Source organism: Flavobacterium sp. 2755, assembly GCF_031455715.1.
GTDB lineage: Bacteria > Bacteroidota > Bacteroidia > Flavobacteriales > Flavobacteriaceae > Flavobacterium.
This window is the reverse complement of the sequence record NZ_JAVDTG010000003.1, coordinates 234613-255970: the sequence shown is the minus strand read 5'-3', so window position 1 is coordinate 255970 and position 21358 is coordinate 234613. Positions and strand designations below refer to the sequence as shown.

The 21358-nt window shown below is 32.3% G+C and carries 15 protein-coding genes; 7 read left to right on the top strand and 8 right to left on the bottom strand.

Features of this window, described 5'->3' with window-relative positions:
• The first annotated feature begins 27 nt into the window (after nucleotides 1-27).
• The 4 genes from pncB to J2Y38_RS08390 all read left to right on the top strand — a co-directional run bounded on the left by pncB (nucleotide 28) and on the right by J2Y38_RS08390 (nucleotide 7257).
• Complete coding sequence (gene pncB, locus J2Y38_RS08405; protein ID WP_309841237.1) at nucleotides 28-1203, top strand: nicotinate phosphoribosyltransferase; 1176 nt, start codon at nucleotides 28-30, stop codon at nucleotides 1201-1203.
• 162 nt (nucleotides 1204-1365) lie between these two features.
• The gene (locus J2Y38_RS08400) at nucleotides 1366-3234 is read left to right on the top strand and encodes a DNA topoisomerase IV subunit B (RefSeq protein ID WP_053473766.1); all 1869 of its coding nucleotides are present in this window, start codon (nucleotides 1366-1368) and stop codon (nucleotides 3232-3234) included.
• An 11-nt stretch (nucleotides 3235-3245) separates the two neighbouring features.
• Nucleotides 3246-4454 carry a hypothetical protein gene (locus tag J2Y38_RS08395; protein ID WP_309841233.1) on the top strand — a complete coding sequence of 403 codons (1209 nt, stop codon included), beginning with the start codon at nucleotides 3246-3248 and terminating at the stop codon, nucleotides 4452-4454.
• A gap of 82 nt (nucleotides 4455-4536) precedes the next feature.
• Nucleotides 4537-7257 (top strand): DNA gyrase/topoisomerase IV subunit A, encoded by a 2721-nt coding sequence (locus J2Y38_RS08390; RefSeq protein ID WP_309841227.1) that lies wholly within the window; start codon nucleotides 4537-4539, stop codon nucleotides 7255-7257.
• Between the two features lie 66 nt (nucleotides 7258-7323).
• Here J2Y38_RS08390 and J2Y38_RS08385 read toward each other — a convergent pair whose 3' ends face one another.
• Nucleotides 7324-9735 (bottom strand): AAA family ATPase, encoded by a 2412-nt coding sequence (locus J2Y38_RS08385; protein ID WP_409025135.1) that lies wholly within the window; start codon nucleotides 9733-9735, stop codon nucleotides 7324-7326.
• On the opposite strand from J2Y38_RS08385, the gene J2Y38_RS08380 reads away from it, so the two are divergent.
• Nucleotides 9684-11450 (top strand): type VI secretion system baseplate subunit TssF, encoded by a 1767-nt coding sequence (locus J2Y38_RS08380; protein ID WP_309841226.1) that lies wholly within the window; start codon nucleotides 9684-9686, stop codon nucleotides 11448-11450. The genes J2Y38_RS08385 and J2Y38_RS08380 overlap by 52 nt on opposite strands.
• Before the next feature lie 36 nt (nucleotides 11451-11486).
• Here the strand turns inward: J2Y38_RS08380 and J2Y38_RS08375 are convergent, their stop codons facing one another.
• From J2Y38_RS08375 to murQ, 7 genes are all read right to left on the bottom strand, one after another.
• Entirely contained in the window at nucleotides 11487-12113 is a 627-nt protein-coding gene (locus J2Y38_RS08375) for a 3'-5' exonuclease (RefSeq protein WP_309841225.1), read from the bottom strand.
• 2 nt (nucleotides 12114-12115) lie between these two features.
• Nucleotides 12116-14038, bottom strand: a complete 1923-nt coding sequence (locus J2Y38_RS08370) for a DUF294 nucleotidyltransferase-like domain-containing protein (protein WP_309841223.1) — start codon at nucleotides 14036-14038, stop codon at nucleotides 12116-12118.
• Nucleotides 14039-14231: 193 nt separating this feature from the next.
• Nucleotides 14232-14603: a DNA topoisomerase IV gene (locus J2Y38_RS08365; protein WP_309841221.1), complete on the bottom strand. Its 372-nt coding sequence runs from the start codon at nucleotides 14601-14603 to the stop codon at nucleotides 14232-14234.
• A 280-nt stretch (nucleotides 14604-14883) separates the two neighbouring features.
• Nucleotides 14884-15459 carry a DUF1572 family protein gene (locus J2Y38_RS08360; RefSeq protein ID WP_309841219.1) on the bottom strand — a complete coding sequence of 192 codons (576 nt, stop codon included), beginning with the start codon at nucleotides 15457-15459 and terminating at the stop codon, nucleotides 14884-14886.
• A gap of 112 nt (nucleotides 15460-15571) precedes the next feature.
• On the bottom strand, nucleotides 15572-16144 hold the full coding sequence (locus J2Y38_RS08355; RefSeq protein WP_309841218.1) for a pentapeptide repeat-containing protein: 573 nt from the start codon (nucleotides 16142-16144) through the stop codon (nucleotides 15572-15574).
• A gap of 67 nt (nucleotides 16145-16211) precedes the next feature.
• Nucleotides 16212-16433, bottom strand: coding sequence for a DUF6095 family protein (locus tag J2Y38_RS08350; RefSeq protein WP_053473765.1), 222 nt, complete (start codon nucleotides 16431-16433; stop codon nucleotides 16212-16214).
• 196 nt (nucleotides 16434-16629) lie between these two features.
• The gene (murQ, locus tag J2Y38_RS08345; protein WP_309841217.1) at nucleotides 16630-17442 is read right to left on the bottom strand and encodes an N-acetylmuramic acid 6-phosphate etherase; all 813 of its coding nucleotides are present in this window, start codon (nucleotides 17440-17442) and stop codon (nucleotides 16630-16632) included.
• A 180-nt stretch (nucleotides 17443-17622) separates the two neighbouring features.
• Here murQ and J2Y38_RS08340 point away from each other — a divergent pair, with 180 nt between their 5' ends.
• A complete protein-coding gene (locus J2Y38_RS08340; RefSeq protein ID WP_309841215.1) occupies nucleotides 17623-18765 on the top strand; it encodes an AraC family transcriptional regulator in 1143 nt (380 codons plus the stop codon).
• Nucleotides 18766-18921: 156 nt separating this feature from the next.
• Nucleotides 18922-21309 (top strand): outer membrane beta-barrel family protein, encoded by a 2388-nt coding sequence (locus tag J2Y38_RS08335; protein WP_309841214.1) that lies wholly within the window; start codon nucleotides 18922-18924, stop codon nucleotides 21307-21309.
• Nucleotides 21310-21358: the final 49 nt, after the last annotated feature.

The window sequence follows — 21358 nt, the reverse complement described above, 5'->3', positions numbered from 1 at the left end:
GCAATTCAGGAATTGAATTAATGCGATATGGAGACAACTTTTTTGAAATCGATCTTAGACAATGATTTCTATAAATTTACAATGCAGCATGCTGTAATAAGGCTTTTTCCTAAGGCAAAGGTTCGATACGGATTTATAAACCGTGGAAAACACAAATTCCCGGCTGGTTTTGCAGATTTACTTCGACGTTCTGTAGATGCAATGGCAGATCTTCGTTTAACCAAAGAGGAAAAACATTATCTGTCACATTACTGCCCTTATCTTGATCCAACTTATTTAGATTTTTTACAGGGATATAGTTATGATCCGTCAGAAGTACAAATTAGTCAGGAAGGATCAGAAATTAAAGTTACGGTTGAAGGCTTCTGGTACAGAACTATTTTATGGGAAGTTCCATTAATGGCTTTAATTTCAGAACTTTTTTATAAGTCAAATCATTTAATCCGCTTAAATGATGAAGCTATTAAAAATCTCACGAAAGATAAAATCGATAATTACAATAAATTAGGTGTATCTATTTTAGAGTTTGGCACAAGACGCCGACATTCTTATGATGTTCATAATTTGGTAAATGAAACATTGAAAATTAATGGTGGACAAAGTTTTATAGGAACAAGCAATGTGCATTTTGCTATGGTTAATAACCGAAGACCTTTAGGTACGCACGCACATGAATGGTTTATGTTTCATGCGGCGCAATATGGTTTTAAAATGGCAAATTCCATAAGTCTGGAACATTGGACACAAGTTTACGGCGGTGATCTAGGAATTGCCTTAACAGACACTTATACTACAGAAATATTTTTCAATCAATTTAATAAAAAATACTCCAAGCTTTTTGACGGTGTTAGACATGACAGCGGCGACCCAATTGAATTTGCCAAAAAAGTGATTACGCATTATACCAAAATGGGAATTGACCCAAAATCGAAAGCCATTGTTTTTTCTGATTCTTTAAATTTTGATAAAGTAAAAACGATAGTCGACTTCTGTCAGGACAAAATAAAAATGTCGTTCGGAATTGGAACAAATTTTACTAACGATGTTGGGCTTCCGGCCATGAATATGGTCATTAAATTAACAGAAACTAAACCTGATAATACACATTGGCAAGGTGTAGTCAAACTTTCTGACGAAAAAAACAAAAATACGGGAACTCCCGAAATGATTGATTTGGCGAAGGAAGTACTCGGAATCAAATAGTATTTTTTTGTTTGATCACTGTTTTTTTTTATTTTTAACGGTCGTATTTTTTTAAAATCAATTTAAATAGATTTAAAAGCTGTTATTATTCGTAACAAAAAAGAAATACGCTTTCATTTTTTGCCGATAAATGGTACATTAGCCAAAAATCCAATTCACCTTATGCTAGAGCAAAATCAATATACCGAAGATAATATCCGATCACTCGATTGGAAAGAACATATCCGTATGCGTCCGGGAATGTATATCGGAAAATTGGGAGACGGTTCTTCTCCAGATGATGGTATTTACATTCTTTTAAAAGAGGTTTTAGATAACTGTATCGATGAGTTCGTAATGGGCTCCGGAAAAACTATTGAAGTGACTATCAAGGATAAAACGGTTTCAGTTCGTGATTACGGACGTGGAATTCCGTTAGGGAAAGTTGTAGATGTAGTTTCGAAAATGAATACGGGTGGAAAGTACGATTCTAAAGCTTTCCAGAAATCAGTTGGTTTGAATGGTGTCGGAACAAAAGCAGTAAATGCGCTTTCCAATTATTTTCGTGTAGAATCTGTTCGTGATGATAAACAAAAAGGAGCAGAGTTTTCTGCCGGGAATTTAGTTCTTGAAGAAGACATAATTGAAACCACAAAGAGAAAAGGAACGAAAGTAACTTTTACGCCAGACGAAACGATTTTTAAAAACTATAAATTCCGTTTAGAATACGTTATTAAAATGGTTAAAAACTATTGTTACTTAAACAATGGTTTGACAATTATTTTCAATGGAGAAAAATATTATTCAGAAAACGGACTTCGTGATTTATTAGAAGAAACAATCAGCGAAGAAGATTTAGAATATCCAATTATCCACTTAAAAGATCATGATATTGAGGTTGCGTTAACACACAGCAAAACGCAGTACAGTGAAGAATATCACTCTTTTGTGAACGGTCAGAATACAACGCAGGGAGGAACGCACTTAGCGGCGTATCGTGAAGCTGTTGTAAAAACAATTCGTGAGTTTTACAATAAGAATTTCGAAGCATCAGATGTTCGTAAATCGATTGTAAGTGCGATTAGTATTAAAGTTATGGAACCGGTTTTTGAGTCTCAGACCAAAACAAAATTAGGTTCTACAGATATGGGTTCTGATGATGGAACACCAGCGGTTTCTGTTCGTACTTTCGTAAACGATTTTATTAAAACCAAATTAGATAATTATCTGCATAAAAATCCGCCGACTGCAGAAGCTTTGTTACGCAAAATTCTTCAGGCAGAACGCGAAAGAAAGGAATTATCAGGAATTAGAAAACTGGCGACAGATCGTGCTAAAAAAGCCAATCTTCACAATAAAAAATTAAGAGACTGCCGTGCGCATCTTCCAGATACTAAAAACCCAAGAAACTTAGAAAGTACGCTTTTTATTACCGAGGGAGATTCGGCTTCCGGATCGATTACAAAGTCGCGTGACGTAAATACACAAGCTGTTTTCAGTTTACGTGGTAAGCCTTTGAATTCATACGGAATGACGAAAAAAATCGTGTATGAAAATGAAGAATTCAACTTATTGCAAGCAGCGCTAGATATCGAAGACGGTTTAGAAAAATTACGCTATAACAATATCGTAATCGCAACCGATGCCGATGTAGACGGAATGCACATTCGTTTGCTTTTAATTACTTTCTTTTTGCAGTTTTTCCCAGAATTAATTAAAGAAGGGCATTTGTATATTTTACAGACACCGCTTTTCAGGGTTAGAAACAAAAAAGAAACGATTTATTGCTATTCTGAAGAAGAAAGAAAAGACGCGATCGAAAAGCTAAAACCAAAACCAGAAATCACCCGATTTAAAGGTTTGGGAGAGATTTCACCAGATGAGTTTAAAAACTTTATTGGAGATACCATTCGCCTTGATCCGGTTATGATGGATAAACATACTTCGATTGAGCAGTTATTATCTTTCTATATGGGTAAAAATACACCAGACAGACAAGAGTTTATTATCAAGAATTTGAAAGTGGAGATTGATGAGCTTGAAGAAGTTTAAAATAAATTTTAATGATTACTAACTTAATTTCGTTAATGAAAAAATATCTTTTTGTTTTATTGATTTTATTACTTGTTTCGTGCCAGTCTAATAAAAAGGAAGATAAGAAAGAACTTATTGTTGCAAATAAAGTTAATGAAGTTGAAATTGAAGAAAGTAATGATAGTTTAATTTATAAAATTTCAGAAGATTCAATAGTAATCGGAGGAGATACTTTAAAAATAGAAGCTCCTTTTATTTATTCTTTTGAAGGAACACTTGATGATGATAAAAAAATTCAAATTCATATTTCTAATAAATTGACTGAAGAATATGGTGGATATTGGAAATCAGGTGATCTTTATATTGATGGGGAAGAGCAAGTTTTTGGTTTCGGACTTATAAAAAATAACAAAGATAATTTCTATACGGGAAAAGCATATTATGATAGTAATGATAGTGATAAAACCATTTGCACTCTTAAATTATACAATTTAGCTACTGAAGAAATGTTTATAGAATGTATCTACAATAAAAAAACGTATAAAATTTATCCCAGTAAAAAATTTCCATCTTATAAGTGCTATGATAAAATAGATTATACATTATTTGATACTAGAGAAGCTTATAAAAAAGGTAATGCAAGAGATTATACGCCGTCAAGGGATTATATTTTCTTTGGAGAAATTTTAAATGATAAAAGTTTTGAAGCTTTGAGTTCTAATTTAAAGTATTTGTATATAGATTCACTGACTATAAAAGATCATAAAAAATGGAAACATAATTTTGGCATTAAAAAGTCAGTAAGTGATGATAATAATTATAAGTCAGAAACCCTATATACTAGTTCACCTATTTTTATTGATTCAAATATTTATGTAGTTTCTGGTTACTGGTACCACTATATGGGTGGAGCACACGGTTTATATCATACATCATATGATAATTATGAAGTAAGTACAGGAAAAAAAATAGAAATTACTCAAATTCTGAACACAAAGGATGAAAATTTTATTGAGTTTTATGAAAATAAAATAAGATCAGATTATGGTGATGCTGTGCCATCTACAATACCATTTGCTAATACTTTTTATATTTTGCCAACAGGAATTACATTTTCTTATGCTCCATATGAATTAGTAGGTTTTGCAGGTGGAGAACCACATATTTTTCTTAGCTACGATGAATTAAAACCATATATTTTAAAAAATACTATTCTGGATAAATATAATTCGAATTAATAATAAGCTAATTTTGATTTAATTAGACAATCAAATTTTTCAGAATAAAAAAATACAAATTTATAATTTCGAATATAAATAAATGAAAGACGAAGAAGACGATAACATAATTCCAAACGACGACGAGAATAATCAAGATGAAAACCCGATTGATGACAATCAGGATGGAGATGACGATGAGATTATCAACGTAGATGCTAAGCATTTTGAAGGACAGCATTTTTACGAAAATCAGGAAGAAGAAGGAGAAGACGTTATTACCAAAGTAACCGGAATGTACAAAGACTGGTTTTTGGATTACGCTTCATACGTAATTCTGGAACGTGCAGTTCCTGCTATCGAGGACGGATTTAAACCTGTTCAGCGTCGTATTATGCACTCTTTAAAAGAGCTGGATGATGGTCGTTACAATAAAGTTGCCAATGTTGTAGGTCACACTATGCAGTACCACCCACACGGAGATGCAAGTATTGGTGATGCAATGGTGCAGATTGGTCAAAAAGATTTATTAATTGACTGCCAAGGAAACTGGGGTAATATTTTAACAGGTGACGGAGCGGCAGCTTCGCGTTACATTGAGGCGCGTTTATCTAAATTTGCTTTGGAGGTTTTATATTCTCCAAAAATCACAGACTGGGGTGTTTCGTATGACGGTCGTCGTGCAGAACCAAACAATCTTCCTGTAAAGTTTCCATTGCTTTTAGCACAGGGAGCAGAAGGTATTGCGGTTGGACTTTCTACAAAAGTGCTTCCTCATAACTTCAATGAATTAATCGACGCTTCTATCAAGATTTTAAAGGGAAAAGCCTTTACGCTTTATCCTGATTTTATGACTGCAGGTATTGCCGACGTTTCAAATTATAACGACGGACTTCGAGGCGGACGTGTGCGTGTGCGTGCTAAAATTTCACAATTAGATAAAAATACATTGGTGATTACGCAGATTCCGTTCTCTACCAACACATCGACTTTAATTGACAGTATTTTGAAAGCCAATGATAAAGGTAAAATCAAAATCAAGAAAATTGAAGACAATACCGCTGCTGATGTTGAAATTTTAATCCATCTTTTTCCTGGCGTTTCACCGGATAAAACGATCGATGCTTTGTTTGCTTTTACAGCCTGCGAAACATCAGTTGCACCTTTAGGATGCGTTATTGAAGACAACAAACCATTATTTATTGGAGTTTCTGAAATGTTGAAAATTTCAACACACAGAACGGTTGATTTACTTCGTCAGGAATTAGAGATTCAGTTAGAAGAATTAAAAAATAAATGGCATTTTTCTACTTTAGAAAAAATCTTCATTCGTGAAGAAATGTATATTGATTTCAAATTGTATTCTGACAGAGAATCACTTTATAAATATTTATACGACCGTTTTGAGCCTTTCAAAAAATCATTCGTCAGAGAAATTAACGATGATGATTTACAACGTTTGACTCAAATTCCAATGATTCGTATTACTCGTTTTGACTCTGACAAAGCCGATGATTTTATCGCCAAGTTAGAAGAAGAAATGAAAGAAGTAGAGCATAATCTGGAACATTTAACAGATTTTGCAATTGCCTATTTCACCAAATTAAAAGAGAAATACGGAAAAGGCCGTGAACGTCAGACAGAACTTCGTGTTTTTGATAATGTTGAAGCTACAAAAGTAGTTTTGCGTAATACAAAATTGTTTGTAAACCGTGAAGAAGGTTTCGTAGGAACTAGTTTAAAGAAAGACGAATACGTAGCCGATTGTTCTGATATTGATGATGTAATTGTGTTTTTACGCGACGGTACATTGATGATTACTAAAGTCGATGCCAAAACTTTTATTGGAAAAGATATTATACACGTTGCTGTTTTTGATAAGAGTGATAAACGTACCATTTATAATATGATGTACCGTGATGGTAAATCAGGCCCTTCGTATATAAAACGTTTCAACGTTACCGGAGTAACGCGTGATAAAGCTTATGATTTAACAAACGGAACAAATGGTTCGCAGGTTGTTTATTTTTCACATAATCCAAACGGAGAAGCTGAGGTAGTAACGATATTATTACGTCAGGTAGGAACAATCAAAAAACTAAAATTCGATATTGATTTTGCTAAACTGGCGATTAAAGGACGTGCATCAAAAGGGAATTTGGTTACGAAATATCCAATCAAAAAAATTGAATTAAAGGAAAAAGGAATTTCAACTTTACTGCCAAGAAAAGTTTGGTTTGATGATACCGTAAAACGTTTAAATGTTGATGCAAGAGGTGAATTGCTAGGTGAATTTAAACCAAGCGATAAAATCTTAGTTATAAGCCAAACGGGTAAATTAAAAGTCATTATTCCGGAATTGTCAACTCATTTTGAGGAAGATATGATTATTTTGGAGAAATGGAAACCTAAAAAACCAATTTCGGCTATTTATTATGATGGGGAAAAAGAGCGTTATTTCTTAAAACGTTTCCTTGTTGAAAACGAAGGTAAAGAAGAAAGTTTTATTACAGACCATCCAAATTCGCAATTAGAAATTGTCTCAACAGATTATCGTCCGGTAGCACAATTGGTTTTTGCGAAAGTAAAAGGAGTTCAAAAAGAAGATTTACATATTGATGTCGAAGATTTTATAGCTGTAAAAGGTTTTAAAGCTTTAGGAAATCAATTAACAACAGATAAGCTAAAACAGGTTAATTTATTAGACCCGCTTCCTTACGAAGAACCGGTTGAAGAAGTTCCTGAAAAACCAGAAGTATCAGAAGATGATCCTGTAGAAACAGAATTAGATGATGATGGCCAGATAGGGTTGGTTTTAGACTAAAAATGAAAACGCTAAGAAAATTAATCTTAGCGTTTTTTTATAGTTTCGAATTTAATTTTCGTGGGTTTAAAGGACTTTTCCCTTAATCCATTTTACTTCATTATTTTCAATAGCAACAGAAATAATATCTCCGTCTTTTACTTCTCCTGAAATTATTTTTTTTGCTAAAGGTCTTCTTAAATGTGTTCTAATAATGCTTTTAATTGGCCTAGCTCCATATTTGGCATTGTAACCATTTTCGGCAAGATAAAGTTTGGCTTCCATCGGAATTTCGACTTGAATATTAATGTTTTTCAATAAATCCATAAACTCTTTTTTAAGATGGATTTCGAAGATTTTCAATGCATTTTCTTTAATGATAGGCGCAAAAGGTACTATTTCGGTCAAACGACCTAAAAATTCAGGCCTGAAATAATTTCCCATGATTTCCATTAAAGAATTTGAAGTTGGAATTTCGCCGTTATTGAAAGTATTTACAATATGATCTGCTCCAATATTTGAAGTGAAAAGTATAATCGCGTTAGAGAAATCGCCTTCCTTTCCTAAGCGGTCATGTAATTTTCCTTCGTCCATAATCTGAAGAAAAATATCAAAAACGGAAGGATGCGCTTTTTCAATTTCATCGAATAAAACTATGGAGTAGGGCTTCTGTCTAATTTTGTTTACTAACACTCCTCCAGCTTCATAACCAACATAGCCTGGAGGTGATCCAAGTAATAATGCAGCGGAGTGTTCTTCTTTAAATTCTGACATGTCAAAGCGTATAATAGCATTTTCATCCTGAAAAAGAAATTCCGCTAAAGATTTTGCTAATTCTGTCTTACCAGTTCCTGTTGGCCCGAGAAAAAAAAACGAAGCTATGGGCTGACCCGCTTTGCTTAATCCTGATCTAGACTCTAAAATGGATCCCGCAACTGTTGAAATACAGTGATCTTGACCAATAACTCTTTGGTTTAAAACCTCCTCAATATTACTTAATTTCTGCTTTTCTTCTTCATTTAATTTTCCTGCTGGAATTCCGGTTTTTTGTGCAATAATTAGAGATAGATCAAATGCTTCAATATGACTTCGTTTGTCTAACGCTCTTGTTTCAAGCGTAATTAAAAGCTTTTCTATATGATTTATGATTGTTGACGAAGAAGATAAAGATTTATCATCTTCGTCAACAATCATTAAAAAACTGGTTTTTTGTATAATATCATTTAAAAACCAATTGCATTCTTTTATTAATTGTTCTTCAGAAAAATCAGCATCATTTTGCTTTAGAACAGCTAGTTTATTTTCAAGTTCCGATTTACTTTTTAGAAAAGACTCTCCTGAAGTTTTTAAAACCGACATTGTATGATCGATTAAGTTTATGGCTGATTCAGGCAAACTTTTTTCTTTCAAATATCGTCGCGATAATCTAATGGATTCTGAAATGGTTTCATCGTCAATTTGTATTTTATGATGTTCTTGATAAATTTTTATAGACTCGCGAATCATTCGGAATAACGTTTCATCATTTGATTCTTCTAATTTGACAATTTCGAACATTCCTGAAAGCCCTTGTTCTTTTTCAATTCTTTTTGAAAATTCATCAATTGTTGAGGTTGCTATAATATTTAATCCTTTTGTTAATTCACTTTTTAGAATGTTAGACACGCCCGAATCACCACCATTTTTGTCTAATAACGTATGAATTTCTTCAATAATAAGAATAGATTTTGGGAATTGCCGTAATTCTTGAATACAGTTTTTTAGTCGATCTTCAATTTCTCCTTTGTAAGATGCACCTGCAATTAGAGATGATAAATCCAATTCAAACAATTGTACTTTGTTTAGGGCATCTGGCACTTGGTTGGCAATTACATTTTGAATTAAAGAATCAATCAAAATGGATTTTCCTACGCCACGATCTCCAATTAATAAAACATTTGGCTTTGAGAAACGGCACAGAATTTCTTTTATAGCATTTAGCTCAGCTTCACGGCCAATAGCAGTAATTCTATTTGCCTTTTTTTCAATGTTTTTATGAATACAATATTTGGTTAAAAAGCCTTTTTTTACTTCTTTTTGGTCGTTTGAAAGTTGAGGCTCAACAATATTTTCATTTTCCAGTAATTCGTTTCTTGAAATTGGAAAACTCTTCATTTGATCAAAATTAAATCCTACGCCAGGAGAACTTAAAGCGACTAAGATACTGTAAATACTAATTTCATCTTCATTTAATAAATCTCTTACTGAATCGGCTTCTTTAATTATTAGATCTATACTATCATCAGGTTCAGCATTTAAAATATGAGAAGCTTTTGGTTCTTCTTCAATTCTTACTTCTGCCCATTCATCCAGAAAATAAACATCTTTGCCCATTTTTTCAAGACGTTTTAAAAGCGATAAATCTCTATTTAAAATGGCTTTGAGTAAATGTGAAGATCTATAATGAAATGGAAACTTCTTTTGACCCGGTTGTAGCCATGATGCTAAATGCACTGTCATATGAACTGGAAAAAGTAGCGCATGAACTGGAAGATTCTAAAACTCGTGTTGTAGAGAGAGTCTTAGAGATTATGTTTCCTGAGGTTGCTTCTGGTGCGAAACCTGCAAGAGCTATTTTACATGCTTTACCAATCGAAAATAATATAAAAGTCTCATTGCAAAACCAAATGATGACAAACAGGAGAATTCATAATATTTATAATCCGTTGGCGCCTATTACAAAAGAGATTGCACTTGCACCAACTCTCGAGGTAAAGTTATCTGCTTGTGAGGTAAAATATATTGCATATGAGAGAAACTTATATCAAATATCGAATCTTTTTTATAAAGATAGGGTTAGAGATTATAATCACACTTTACCTGCTGGAGAGATTGTTTTAGGAATTGAATTAAGTAATGAAAAAGTAATGGAGCTTGAAGATCTAATGTTGTATATTGATATTAAAAATATACATCAGAAAGAAATGTTTCATTACTATTTAAAACAAATGAAATGTTTTCATGATGATAAAGAAATAAAAGTCGAGGAAGGTTATAATGTGCCTCTTAATCATCTTGATATCGAAAGTATTATTAATCGTAATTATGCCAACCTTAGTGAAGTAATGCAGGAGGTAAATGAATATTATTTTGATAATTTTTATACTTTAAAAGGAATTTTAAAATATAAAAATATAAAAGAATATGCTACAGAATATAAACATTTTGACGATGTAGTAAATAAGGACGGGAATTCAATTATTTGGATAAAAATGATATTTCCAGAATCTTTGGTTCCGCAAATTATTGATAACGTTTCTTTTACTGCAAATTGTTTTCCTGCAATTAACAAAAAAAAGCATGTTTTTATCAAGACACTTGATAGTTTTCTGTCGTATGTTGCCTTAGACAGTAAAAATGATATTTTCCTGGATATTGATTCAGTTGTCGATGGATTACATAAACACTATGAGATAAAAGAATTTAAGGATGGAATTCTGGAAGAAGGAAATGCGGTGTTGAGAACTGGAGGAGTTTCTAGATTTGACTCAAGAAGCGCTTCCGAATTATTGCAAAATGTATTAGATTTATTAAAAGATGAAAGCTCTTCTTTTGCTGGCTTAGGAAAGGATTTTATGAACAGCTCGTTAGTTGAAATTAACCAATTGCTAGCTTCGGTTGAGCAACAAGCTAAAGAAAGCAGTTTTTCTAAAAATAATGATCCTTATTTAATGATTAAGCCTACAGCAGAAGATTCAACCGGAAAATCATTTACGATTAGTTATTGGTCAACTTGTGCCGAAGAAGGAAATGATATTAAGGCTGGAACAACTTTAGAATCTAAAGATGATTTATTTTTCATTGGCAAAACGGTTACTTTAATGACAAATACAGTTGGGGGTTTAAACAAACAGAATAATAAAGACCGAATTCTTGCCTACAGAAATGCATTATTAACACGTGGCCGAATTGTAACTTTTGCAGATATTAAAGCATTTGGTTTTAATCATTTTAAAAATTCAATTGAAGATATTAAGATTGAAAAAGGAACTCGAAAAGAAATATCTGTAAAAGCTGGTTTCAGCAGAACGGTTGACATTTTTATTAAGTCAAACTCTGAAGAAAAACAACATTTATCCAAGTCAGAATGGGATTATCTCTGTGATAGCTTTATGAAAAATTTAAAAAATAGATCTTCAAACGTATTTCCGTATCGATTATTTATAGATAATTAAAGATGATGAAAACTTGACTTTTTGGAGTCAAGTTTTCTATTTAAAAAGAGAATTCAAATTAATTGCTTTTTTCTCCCGCAGCTTCTTCACAATTTTTAAAAACGCAATCGCAGTTATATAAGCGTCGCCCAAAGCAGTATGACGATCTTTCTTTGAAATATCAAACTTATCTGCAAGATCATCAAGTGTATAATGATCTTTTCGCTCAAACAAATGTGATTTAATTAAAGTTCTTTTGTACAAATAAGCCGTGTCTAAAGTTTTGTTTGTAAGTTGAGGTAAATTATTTCTTTCCAGTGCTTTATTAATCATGGTAATATCAAAAATGGTATGATGTGCAATGATAATTGAATCTCCAAGAAAGGATAAAAATTGTTCTAAAGCTTCTAATTCAGAAGGGCGTTTGATAATAAAATCTCTTAAAATTCCATGAATCTGAGCTGTAGATTTATCATAATGATCTTGCTGCAGATACATCTCAAAACTATTTTGAACCGATATTATTCCATTTTGAAGAACCAGAGCGCCAATACATAAAATACGATCATTTTCATAATCAAATCCCGTCGTTTCAGTATCCAGAACAACAAATCGGGTTTCTTCGATTGTGATATCTTCATCGAAGAGGTTTTCTTCCTTTTTCCAAAAATTAAATAAACCCATCACTATACCAAATTTGAAATATTGAAACGTACCGAAATAAGTTCCTGAAGTTCTTTAATCGTTTTAAAAGTACGTTTCAGTTTAATTTTTTCCATTTTTGATAGAGATTCCAAAGCAATAAACTGTCCTGAATCATGATGTAAAAGTCCTTGCTTAGTTCTAAATTTCAATAAAGCTTTAAACGAATAGGAACATGATAAATACAATTCTCTATTATTTGGCTCCAGTTCTGCTAATTTTTCAAAACGTTCTGCAGTATTACTGATCGATTTAACGGAGTGCGATAAAATTAAAACACGCGCGGCATCAGTTAAAGGCATTAAGGCTCTTCTTTTAATATCAAAATTGTCTTTGTTTGCTCCGTCTTGTTCAACTAAAAATTGTCTAAAAAATCCGGTAGGGGATGGGCTTTGCAGAGCACCGCTTACCAAATGCATATAAAAAATAGGATTTGCTTTTACGTTTTCAAAAATGGAATCTGATAATTGACTCACTATTTCAGTATCTCCATAAGTCCTACTGTAATCAAAGAAAATAAAGGAAAGTAAAACTTCATTTTTCCCAGGATTCGTAATCCAATGATGTACCTGATTTTTCCATTCATCAAGGCTCATGCACCATTTTGGGTTTGAGGCCATCATTTCGGCAGGGCAGTAATCATAACCAATATCAAAAAGCCCTTTATTGACAAGTGTAGCAAATTTTAAAAAATAAATTCGGGTTTCATCCCTAAAAACTTCATTTACATTTTCATAAACAATCGCATTATCCTGATCTGTATGCAGCATTTGTTCGCCTCGGCCCTGACTTCCCAGCGCCAGCCATGCAAACTTAACCGGCGGTGGACTGCTCATTTTTTCTAAGCAAATTTCAATAACACGTGTAGTGCAGGCTTCATTCAGTTCCGTTATGATTTTAGCAATCAAAGTCATCGGAATATTTTGATCTAAATATCCCTGAAGCAATTGCATAATTCGGTTTCTTATAGGCTTTATTTCCTTCGTTTTTTTAGCTCTTTTCAAGGCTTTTATTAAAACAGCAGGATTATTTCCAAGCGCCACCATTACGTCGTGTTTCGATAAAATCCCAACGGCTTTGGTATTTACAGTTCCATCTTTGGTAAGACATAAATGGCTGATACTGCTTTTCATCATTGCCATTTGCGCCTCAGTAACGGTCATTTTTTTAGGATACGTAACAACAGGTTTCGTCATTATGGTCTCGGCAGTCGTAGTTATAGGGAAATCTCCAGTAACAATTTTATTTCGAAGATCTTTATCTGTCAAAATACCAATTGGAAGCATTTCATCAACAATTAATATAGCCCCAACTTTTTTCTTGTTCATAATTCTGGCAATTTCCTTAACGGTTGTTGAGGGACTGCAGGTCACAATTTTCTTGGAATATTTAATTGGTGCTAAATCAAATGAATCATTACTCGAATGACGATTTTCATTTAATAAATCATCATCGCCATATAATTTATCTTTATGAATATCTGAATATGGATTTCGGGTATTCGAAGCGTAACTTTCAATCAGGAAATTACCAACATTTCTATTTTCTAATGCATAAGGTTTGAAAACCGCGATTGGAATAGCGTACAAAATGCTTTCTTCATGTGCCACAGCTTCCATTATATAATTTTCCTGTGCCAAAAGCGGACGCAATCCAAAAATATCACCTTCGTCACACATATCCAGAACTGTATTTTTTGTGCTTTTCTTTAACGCCACTGCGCCTTTGTGTACCACATAAAAAGAATCGTGTGTTTGATCATTTTCAGCAAAAATAACAGCGTCTTTATCTTTATAAACAATAGAAATTTGCTCCGATAGTTTCTCAAGATCCTTTGGATGCAGGAAATTAAAAGGCGGATAGTTTTTTAAAAAGTCGGCAACTCTTTGCGAAATGGTATTTTTCATTTGGTTAGATTAGAGTTCTAAAATACTATTTAAAAATATAAACGTGAAACAAACACTAAAGTTTATTTTGTGAAAAAGGTACAAAGAGACATAGGTTCAAAGAGACAAAGGTTTTTTACTGTGAAAATAAATAACTTTGTGTCTTAGCGTCTTTGTGGCATAAAAAAAGCCCCAACTGTGGGACTTTAACTTTTTATTCAACTTTGAAAACCTTACCTCGTTGTTTTTCTTCAGAGCCTACCATTCCAAATTCGAACGTATAAGAGTCTTTTGCAGTCGTTAAAATTTTCATGCTGATTGCTTTTTCTTCGGCCATATTTTTTGGATGCTTTTTCTGTAGAATATATTCACAATCACTCACCCAGCGTATTGTAGCGGTATCTGTTTTTCCTTCAAAAGTTTCAATTTCGATACTGTCTTTACGTTCAAAAAAAGTCGTTTTTTTAACACCGTTTACTTCAAACTCAAATTTGAATTTTCCATTTTTAAAATCTTTACAATTGTGTTCAGCGTTATAACAGGATACCAAAGCCAGTACCGGAAATAAGAATAGTATTTTTTTCATTTTAAATAAGTTGTTTTTTTAGGAGCTAATCCTGCTGTTCGCTATATCTTTTGTGGCGAACCCCGCCACAAAAGGATACCGCTTCCATCAGGGCTAGGGCTTTTGTTTTCAGAAGCCGTTTTTTAATTAAAGAATAAAAAGAAAATAACAAGTGTTATAGAAGTTAGAAAAAGCAAATTCCGTTTTTTGTTTTTAGAACTCTGCTCTTCAGTTAAATTTGTTTTACAGAATTTAATTAAGATCCACCAACATGTCCCGCCAAAATTTGCATAATATTCTATCATTTCAATCTTTTTAATTCATCATCCGTAAAGTTCTTGATTTCTTTTTCTTTGGCAAACTTTTCGGCGTTATAATTTGCTGATTTATTCTTCGGAATTGATAAGCTTTCCCAAGAATTCTTTTTTAATTGTTTGGCATAAAAAACAATCTGCCCAACATGATAAGGATAATGTGCCAATTGACGATTTATGGCTTCAATAACAGTGTGACCTTCATTTCGAATATAAATAATGTCTGAAAGCTGCTCAGGTTTTAAACTGTTCAAAGCATTTTCTAAACAATCCCAGCCTTTGTTCCAAACTTCCAGAACTTCTTCTTTTGTCTGTAAATCATTTTCAAACTCAGAGTCGCGGTTTCTCCATTCTTTTTCACCATCAGAAGTTAAAAAATCAGTCCATCGTGAAAGCATATTACCAGAAATATGTTTTATAATTGTTGCAATGCTGTTGGTATCTTCATTAACAGAAACAAAAAGCTGATCTTGTTCTAATTGCTCAATTGCTTTTTCGCCAAGCATTTTATAATACAAAAACTGCTTTTTAACACTTTCTAAATAAGATTCATCAATTTTCATAAGCTGGAATTATTTGGTTTTTTGCCACGAATTTCACGAATTGTCACAAATTTTTTTATAGAAAATGTTTAAATTTTAATTCGTGTAAATTTGTGGAATTCGTGGCTTCTTTTTAAACAATTTTAATATCATATTTATCTAAAAGCCCCACAATTCCCTGAGTCGAAAATTGCGCTTTTCGCATGGCATTAAATTCAGGATCAATTTTATAATTGTAAGCTGTTCTAAAATCGACCGCTGCTAATTGCGTTTCATTAAAAATAGCGCCATCTAAATTGCAATCATCAAAAACAGAACTTGTTAGATTTGTTCCAACAAAAGTTACTTCGCGAAGAGACGAATTTATAAACTTAGTTTTTGGCATTTTTTTGTTTGAAAATATAGCATAATCCAATGTACATTCTTCAAAATGAACCTGAAATAAAAAATCATCACATTCGTGGAAAGCGATTCCGAGAAGTTTACAGTTTTTGAAAGTTACATTTTTCAAACTCGTTCCTGCCAAACTTGTCATGGAGAGATTGCAATCAATAAACTCACAGTCTAAAAAACTATTCTGATTAAAATTGCTGTTCGAAAAATCACAGTTTTTAAAAACACAATCTTCAAACTCCCGATTGTTTATTTTTTTATCGATATAAATAACTTTCTCGAATGTTTTTTGAATGTGGATTATTTCTTCCATTTTTTGTTTGGATAAAGATTAAAATTGTAGAGATGATCAAACCCGACTGGTTTATTTAGAAGATTTTTTAGTCATTAAACAAAGCTTTCATAATGATTCTCAATCCTAAAAAAATCAAAAGCATAGAACTCAAACAAGCCACAATCCCAATTCCAAGAACTAAATAATGCCAATTAGTATGCTGATTCATAAATGCATTATAAATCAATGACGGACCAAGAAACATCAAAGGCAAAGCGCCTGTTAAATACTTAATTCCTTTTCCTAATAATTGTTTGTTTGTACTCATTTGTTTTGTTTCAAGTCTTTTTTTTGTTTGCTTCGCCAATTCGGCTAAAGCCTCGTGTCAGGTTTCAAGTTCTTTTAGTTTCAAGTTAAAAACATTCTGACTTTATCTTAGCGAACTCAGCCTTTTTTATACTTATTAAACTTCGCGAACTTTGCGAAAAAACCTTTGCGATCTTTGCGGTAAAATTATACGGCAATTAAGCTTTATAATTATCAACAGCATTCCTAACGCTGCCGTATTTCTTCAATAATTCTGATGCCTCTTCATATGAAACCGGAATTTCTCCCATAATCATTTTCACGCCGCGATCAACCAGTTTGATATTACTCAACTGCATATCGACCATTTTGTTTCCTTTTACTTTTCCAAGCTGAATCATCGCTGCTGTCGAAATCATGTTTAAAACGAGTTTCTGAGCAGTTCCGGCTTTCATTCTCGAACTTCCGGTAACAAATTCTGGTCCAACCACAACTTCAATTGGGAATTTTGCTGTCAGCGCTAATGGACTTCCCGCATTATTTGTAATACATCCCGTTAAAATATTATTTTGATTACAAGTTTCTAAACCGCCAATAACATACGGAGTAGTTCCGGAAGCAGCAATTCCTATTACGACATCATTTGCATCAATATTATGTGCTTGTAAATCAATCCAGGCTTGTGTTGCGTTGTCTTCGGCATTTTCTACGGCACGGCGAATTGCAGTGTCGCCGCCGGCAATAATTCCGTTAACCAAATCAAACGGAACTCCAAAAGTAGGAGGACATTCTGAAGCATCAACAACGCCTAAACGTCCAGATGTTCCCGCGCCAATATAAAATATTTTACCGCCTAATTTTAGTTTCGCAACAACTTGCGCTACCAAAGCTTCAATTTGCGGAATCGCTTTTTCTACAGCATTAGGAACAGTTTTGTCTTCATTATTAATATTAGTCAGTAATTCGTGAACTGACATTTTCTCTAAATGTTCGTATTTTGAAGATTGTTCGGTTGTTTTTGTAAAGGTCATTTTTTGTCGAAATAGTTATCCTCCAAAATTAAACTTTTTTATCGCAAATCGGTAAAAAATTAGACGGTAAAGCCGCTAAGTTTTAAAAACTTTTTCAGGTGATTTTGTTTTAGATCAAACCAATTTATAAATCTTGTTAAAAGAACTAAAATATTATATTTGTTAAATAATGAAAGTTAAATGGATAAATTAGATTTATTGCAGGGGATTGGCAGAATCTCGGTTTTTGTGTCTTTATTGCTCGCCTTTTTTTTATTTACAGTCAAAACAGAGAATAAATTGGCTAACCGCTTATTTGCATGGTTTTTTATTTTTTCTGCGGTAGATCTTAGCGGCTTTTTCATTGAAGCGACTACTCGTAGAGAACTAAATTTTGAGATTTTTAGATCGACAACTTGTTTGTTTGAAATGCCTTTGTTTTACCTTTTTGTACTCGCTGTCTGTTATTCAGATTTTAGATTAAAATGGAAACATTTACTTCATTTACTGCCTTTTATAATTGTCAATTTAGTTTTTATTCCGAGAATTTATCTAAGCGTAGATGTAGACAAAGATACTTTCGCTTCGGGACTTAATTTAATGCCGGAAATTTACTTTATCCAGATTTTAGTTGAATGTCAATATGCATTTTATATTGTATCTGTCTTTTTGATTGTGAAAAAGTACAGAGAAATCTATTTAGAAAACTATGCAAATGCAAGCTCAGCGACTTATAAATGGCTTTTTCAAATTACATGCGTATTTCTAACAGCACATATTATTGTAGCATTAAAAAATTTATTGCGTTACAGTGGTTTCAGTGAAATATTTCTGTGGGCAAATGTTCTTGTGGGGACCATTGCTTTATTTATCACTTGTTGGTTTATAATGAAAGCTTTAAATCATCCTGAACTTTTTAGAGGGGTTAATTCAAAACTGAAATTAACTAAAGACATTCTGCCGGAAATTGAAGAAAAACCAGAATTAGCAAATGCTCAAAATGATTTGATAAATACTCAAATAACGACTTTGAAAGAATATATGACGGAGAAAGAACCCTTTCTGGATCCGTCGCTTACCATTCAGGAATTGGCAAACCAAATTGATATTCCGGTTCGGGATTTATCAATTTTGATTAATCATCAAATGGATCAGCATTTTTTTGATTTTGTGAATGAATATCGCATTCAAAAAGCAATGAGTATTTTAAAAAATCCTTTAAAAAGCAATTTGACAGTTTTAGAAATTTTATATGAAGTTGGTTTTAACTCCAAATCTTCGTTTAATACTTCTTTCAAAAAATATACAAATTTAACGCCTACGGCTTACAGAAACGCTTTATAATAAGCAGTTTGTGAAAAGTCGTACTTCGAGCTTAATAAAGTCGAACCAATTTCTATTCAGGAAATTGGTTCGACTTTTTTTTGTCGGTCGCGTATGGAGATTTTCTAAGGCAACTTTGCTTCAAATTAATCGAAACAAGTTTAAAAATTAGAAATCATGAAAAAAACAAACCTCCTTATCTTTTTATTATTGCCTTTATTTTGTTTAGCACAAGCATCATTTAAATTGAAAGGGAAAATAACTAATGAAACAACTTCATTAGAATGGGCAGATGTTTCCATCTTAAATTCTGAAGGAAAAATTATTGACGGAATGACAACTAAACAAGACGGCTATTTTGAGTTTAATCTTAAAAAAGGTTTTTATAAAATAGGAATTAATCTTTTGGGATTTACAGATTACGAAAAAGAACTTTTAATTGAAAAGGATACTGATTTAGGAATAATTATTTTGAAAGAAAGTGCAACTAATTTAGTAGAGGTTGTTATTCAATCAAAAAAGAAAACAGTAGAGCAGAAAACAGATCGTTTGGTTTACAATCCTGAAAATAATGTTACAACGGTTGGCGGCGATGCTTTAAGTGCTATTAATACGGCGCCCGGAGTTGTGGTAAAAAATGACATGATTACAATTTTAGGAAAAGGAACTTCCAGAGTTATGATTGACGGTAGAATGATTGAATTATCGGGCGAGGAATTGAATAATTTTTTGAAATCAATCTCGGCAAGTGATATTAAAAATATTGAAATTATAAGTAATCCGCCAGCAAAATATGAAGCGGAAGGTACGGGAGGATTAATCAATATTATTATGAAAAAAGGAATGCGTGATTCCTGGAAAAATACAACGACGGTTTCTTACGATCAGAATAAATACGGAATTTATACTTTGAGAGATAATTTCTATTATAACAAAAATAAATTTAGATTTTCTGGCAGTGTAAATGGAAAAACAGGTTACAAAAATGCAGATGAATCTTTGGAAATGTATTTCCCCGACGGACTTTCGGTTATGAAAAGTGAAACGAAAGTAAAAAATGAAAATCTTTCTGGAAAATTGGCTTTAGATTATGATTTTTCGGAACGTACAACTGTTGGTTTTCAATTTTTGAATGACAGGAATAATCCGGATTTTGGTTCAGATATTAGAATTGAAAAGTATAATACTCAAAATCAATTAGACAATGTTACGCTGAATGATAGTTATACAGATAAAGGCTCTGGGAATCAAACTTATAATGCGCATTTGATTACTAAATTAGATTCTTTAAATAGAAAGTTATCTTTTGATGTGGATTATTTTAACTACAATTCAAAATTCGATAGAAGTTTTATTGCTAATAATTATACACCAGATATGACTTTTGTTGATGTAAATCAGTCGGGAAGAAATATCTCGAATCAGGATATCGACAACTGGAGTTTTAAGGCCGATATGGAACATCCGCTTCAAGCTTTAAATTTATCTTATGGTGCCAAAATGAGTTTTACAAATAGTATAAGTGATGTACTTTATTATAATACAATTACCGGAACTCCAGAATTAGATCCAGCGCAGTCGAACCGATTTAAATATACTGAAAATAATCAGGCGGTTTATATTAATGCAGATAAAAAAATGGGTGCAAAATGGAATTTTCAAATGGGTTTAAGATTAGAAAATACACAGACAAACGGATTTTCTGAAACAATGAATCAGGAAACAGTAAATAATTATTTGAAATTATTTCCAACAGTTTACGCTTCGTACAAGAAAAATGAAAACAATACTTTTAGTTTAAATTATGGAAAAAGAATCAACAGACCTCGTTTTGACTTATTGAATCCGTTTAAGGTTTATATTAACAGCAATAGTTATTCTGAAGGGAATCCGTTTTTAAGACCTTCATTTAGTGATAATTTTGAATTTGCTCATTCGTATAAAGAAGTCTTAAGAACAAGTGTTTTTGTAAATGTAATTACAAACGGCTACGGAGTTTTGTTTACTTCAAATCCTGAAACGAATACACAAATTGTTACGCGTGAGAATTATTTTAAAAACTTAAATTATGGTATTGGTGAAAGTTATTCGGCCAATTTTGCAGAATGGTGGTCAAGTGAAAATTCATTGTACTTTTTAGGTGCAAAAACAGAGTTTATAAAGAATATTAATGCCACTCCGTCAAATAGTTTACAAATTGATTTTTCGACAAATAATACTTTTGTATTAGGTAAAACAACAAAACTGCAAGTTGATTTTAGTTATAGTTCGCCTTTTAAAAGTGGTTTGTATGAAATAGGTTATGCGTCGAGTTTTGATATTGGTTTTAAACAGGATTTGTTTAATAAAACAATGCAGATTACATTTTTAGCAAATGATATTTTTAATACGTCTTATTTAAAAGATTTTACTTCGGTTGTAAATGGTGTAAAACAAGTTTACAGCCAAAATGAGAGTAACAGATTTGTTCGTTTGTCTGTTGTTTATAATTTTGGAAACAAGAAGATAAATATAAAAGAGCGTGCTTTTGGAAATCAGGATGAGAAAAAGAGAACGGGGAATTAATTGTTAATTATGAATTATGAATTGTGAATTGTGAATGTTGATGTTGTAA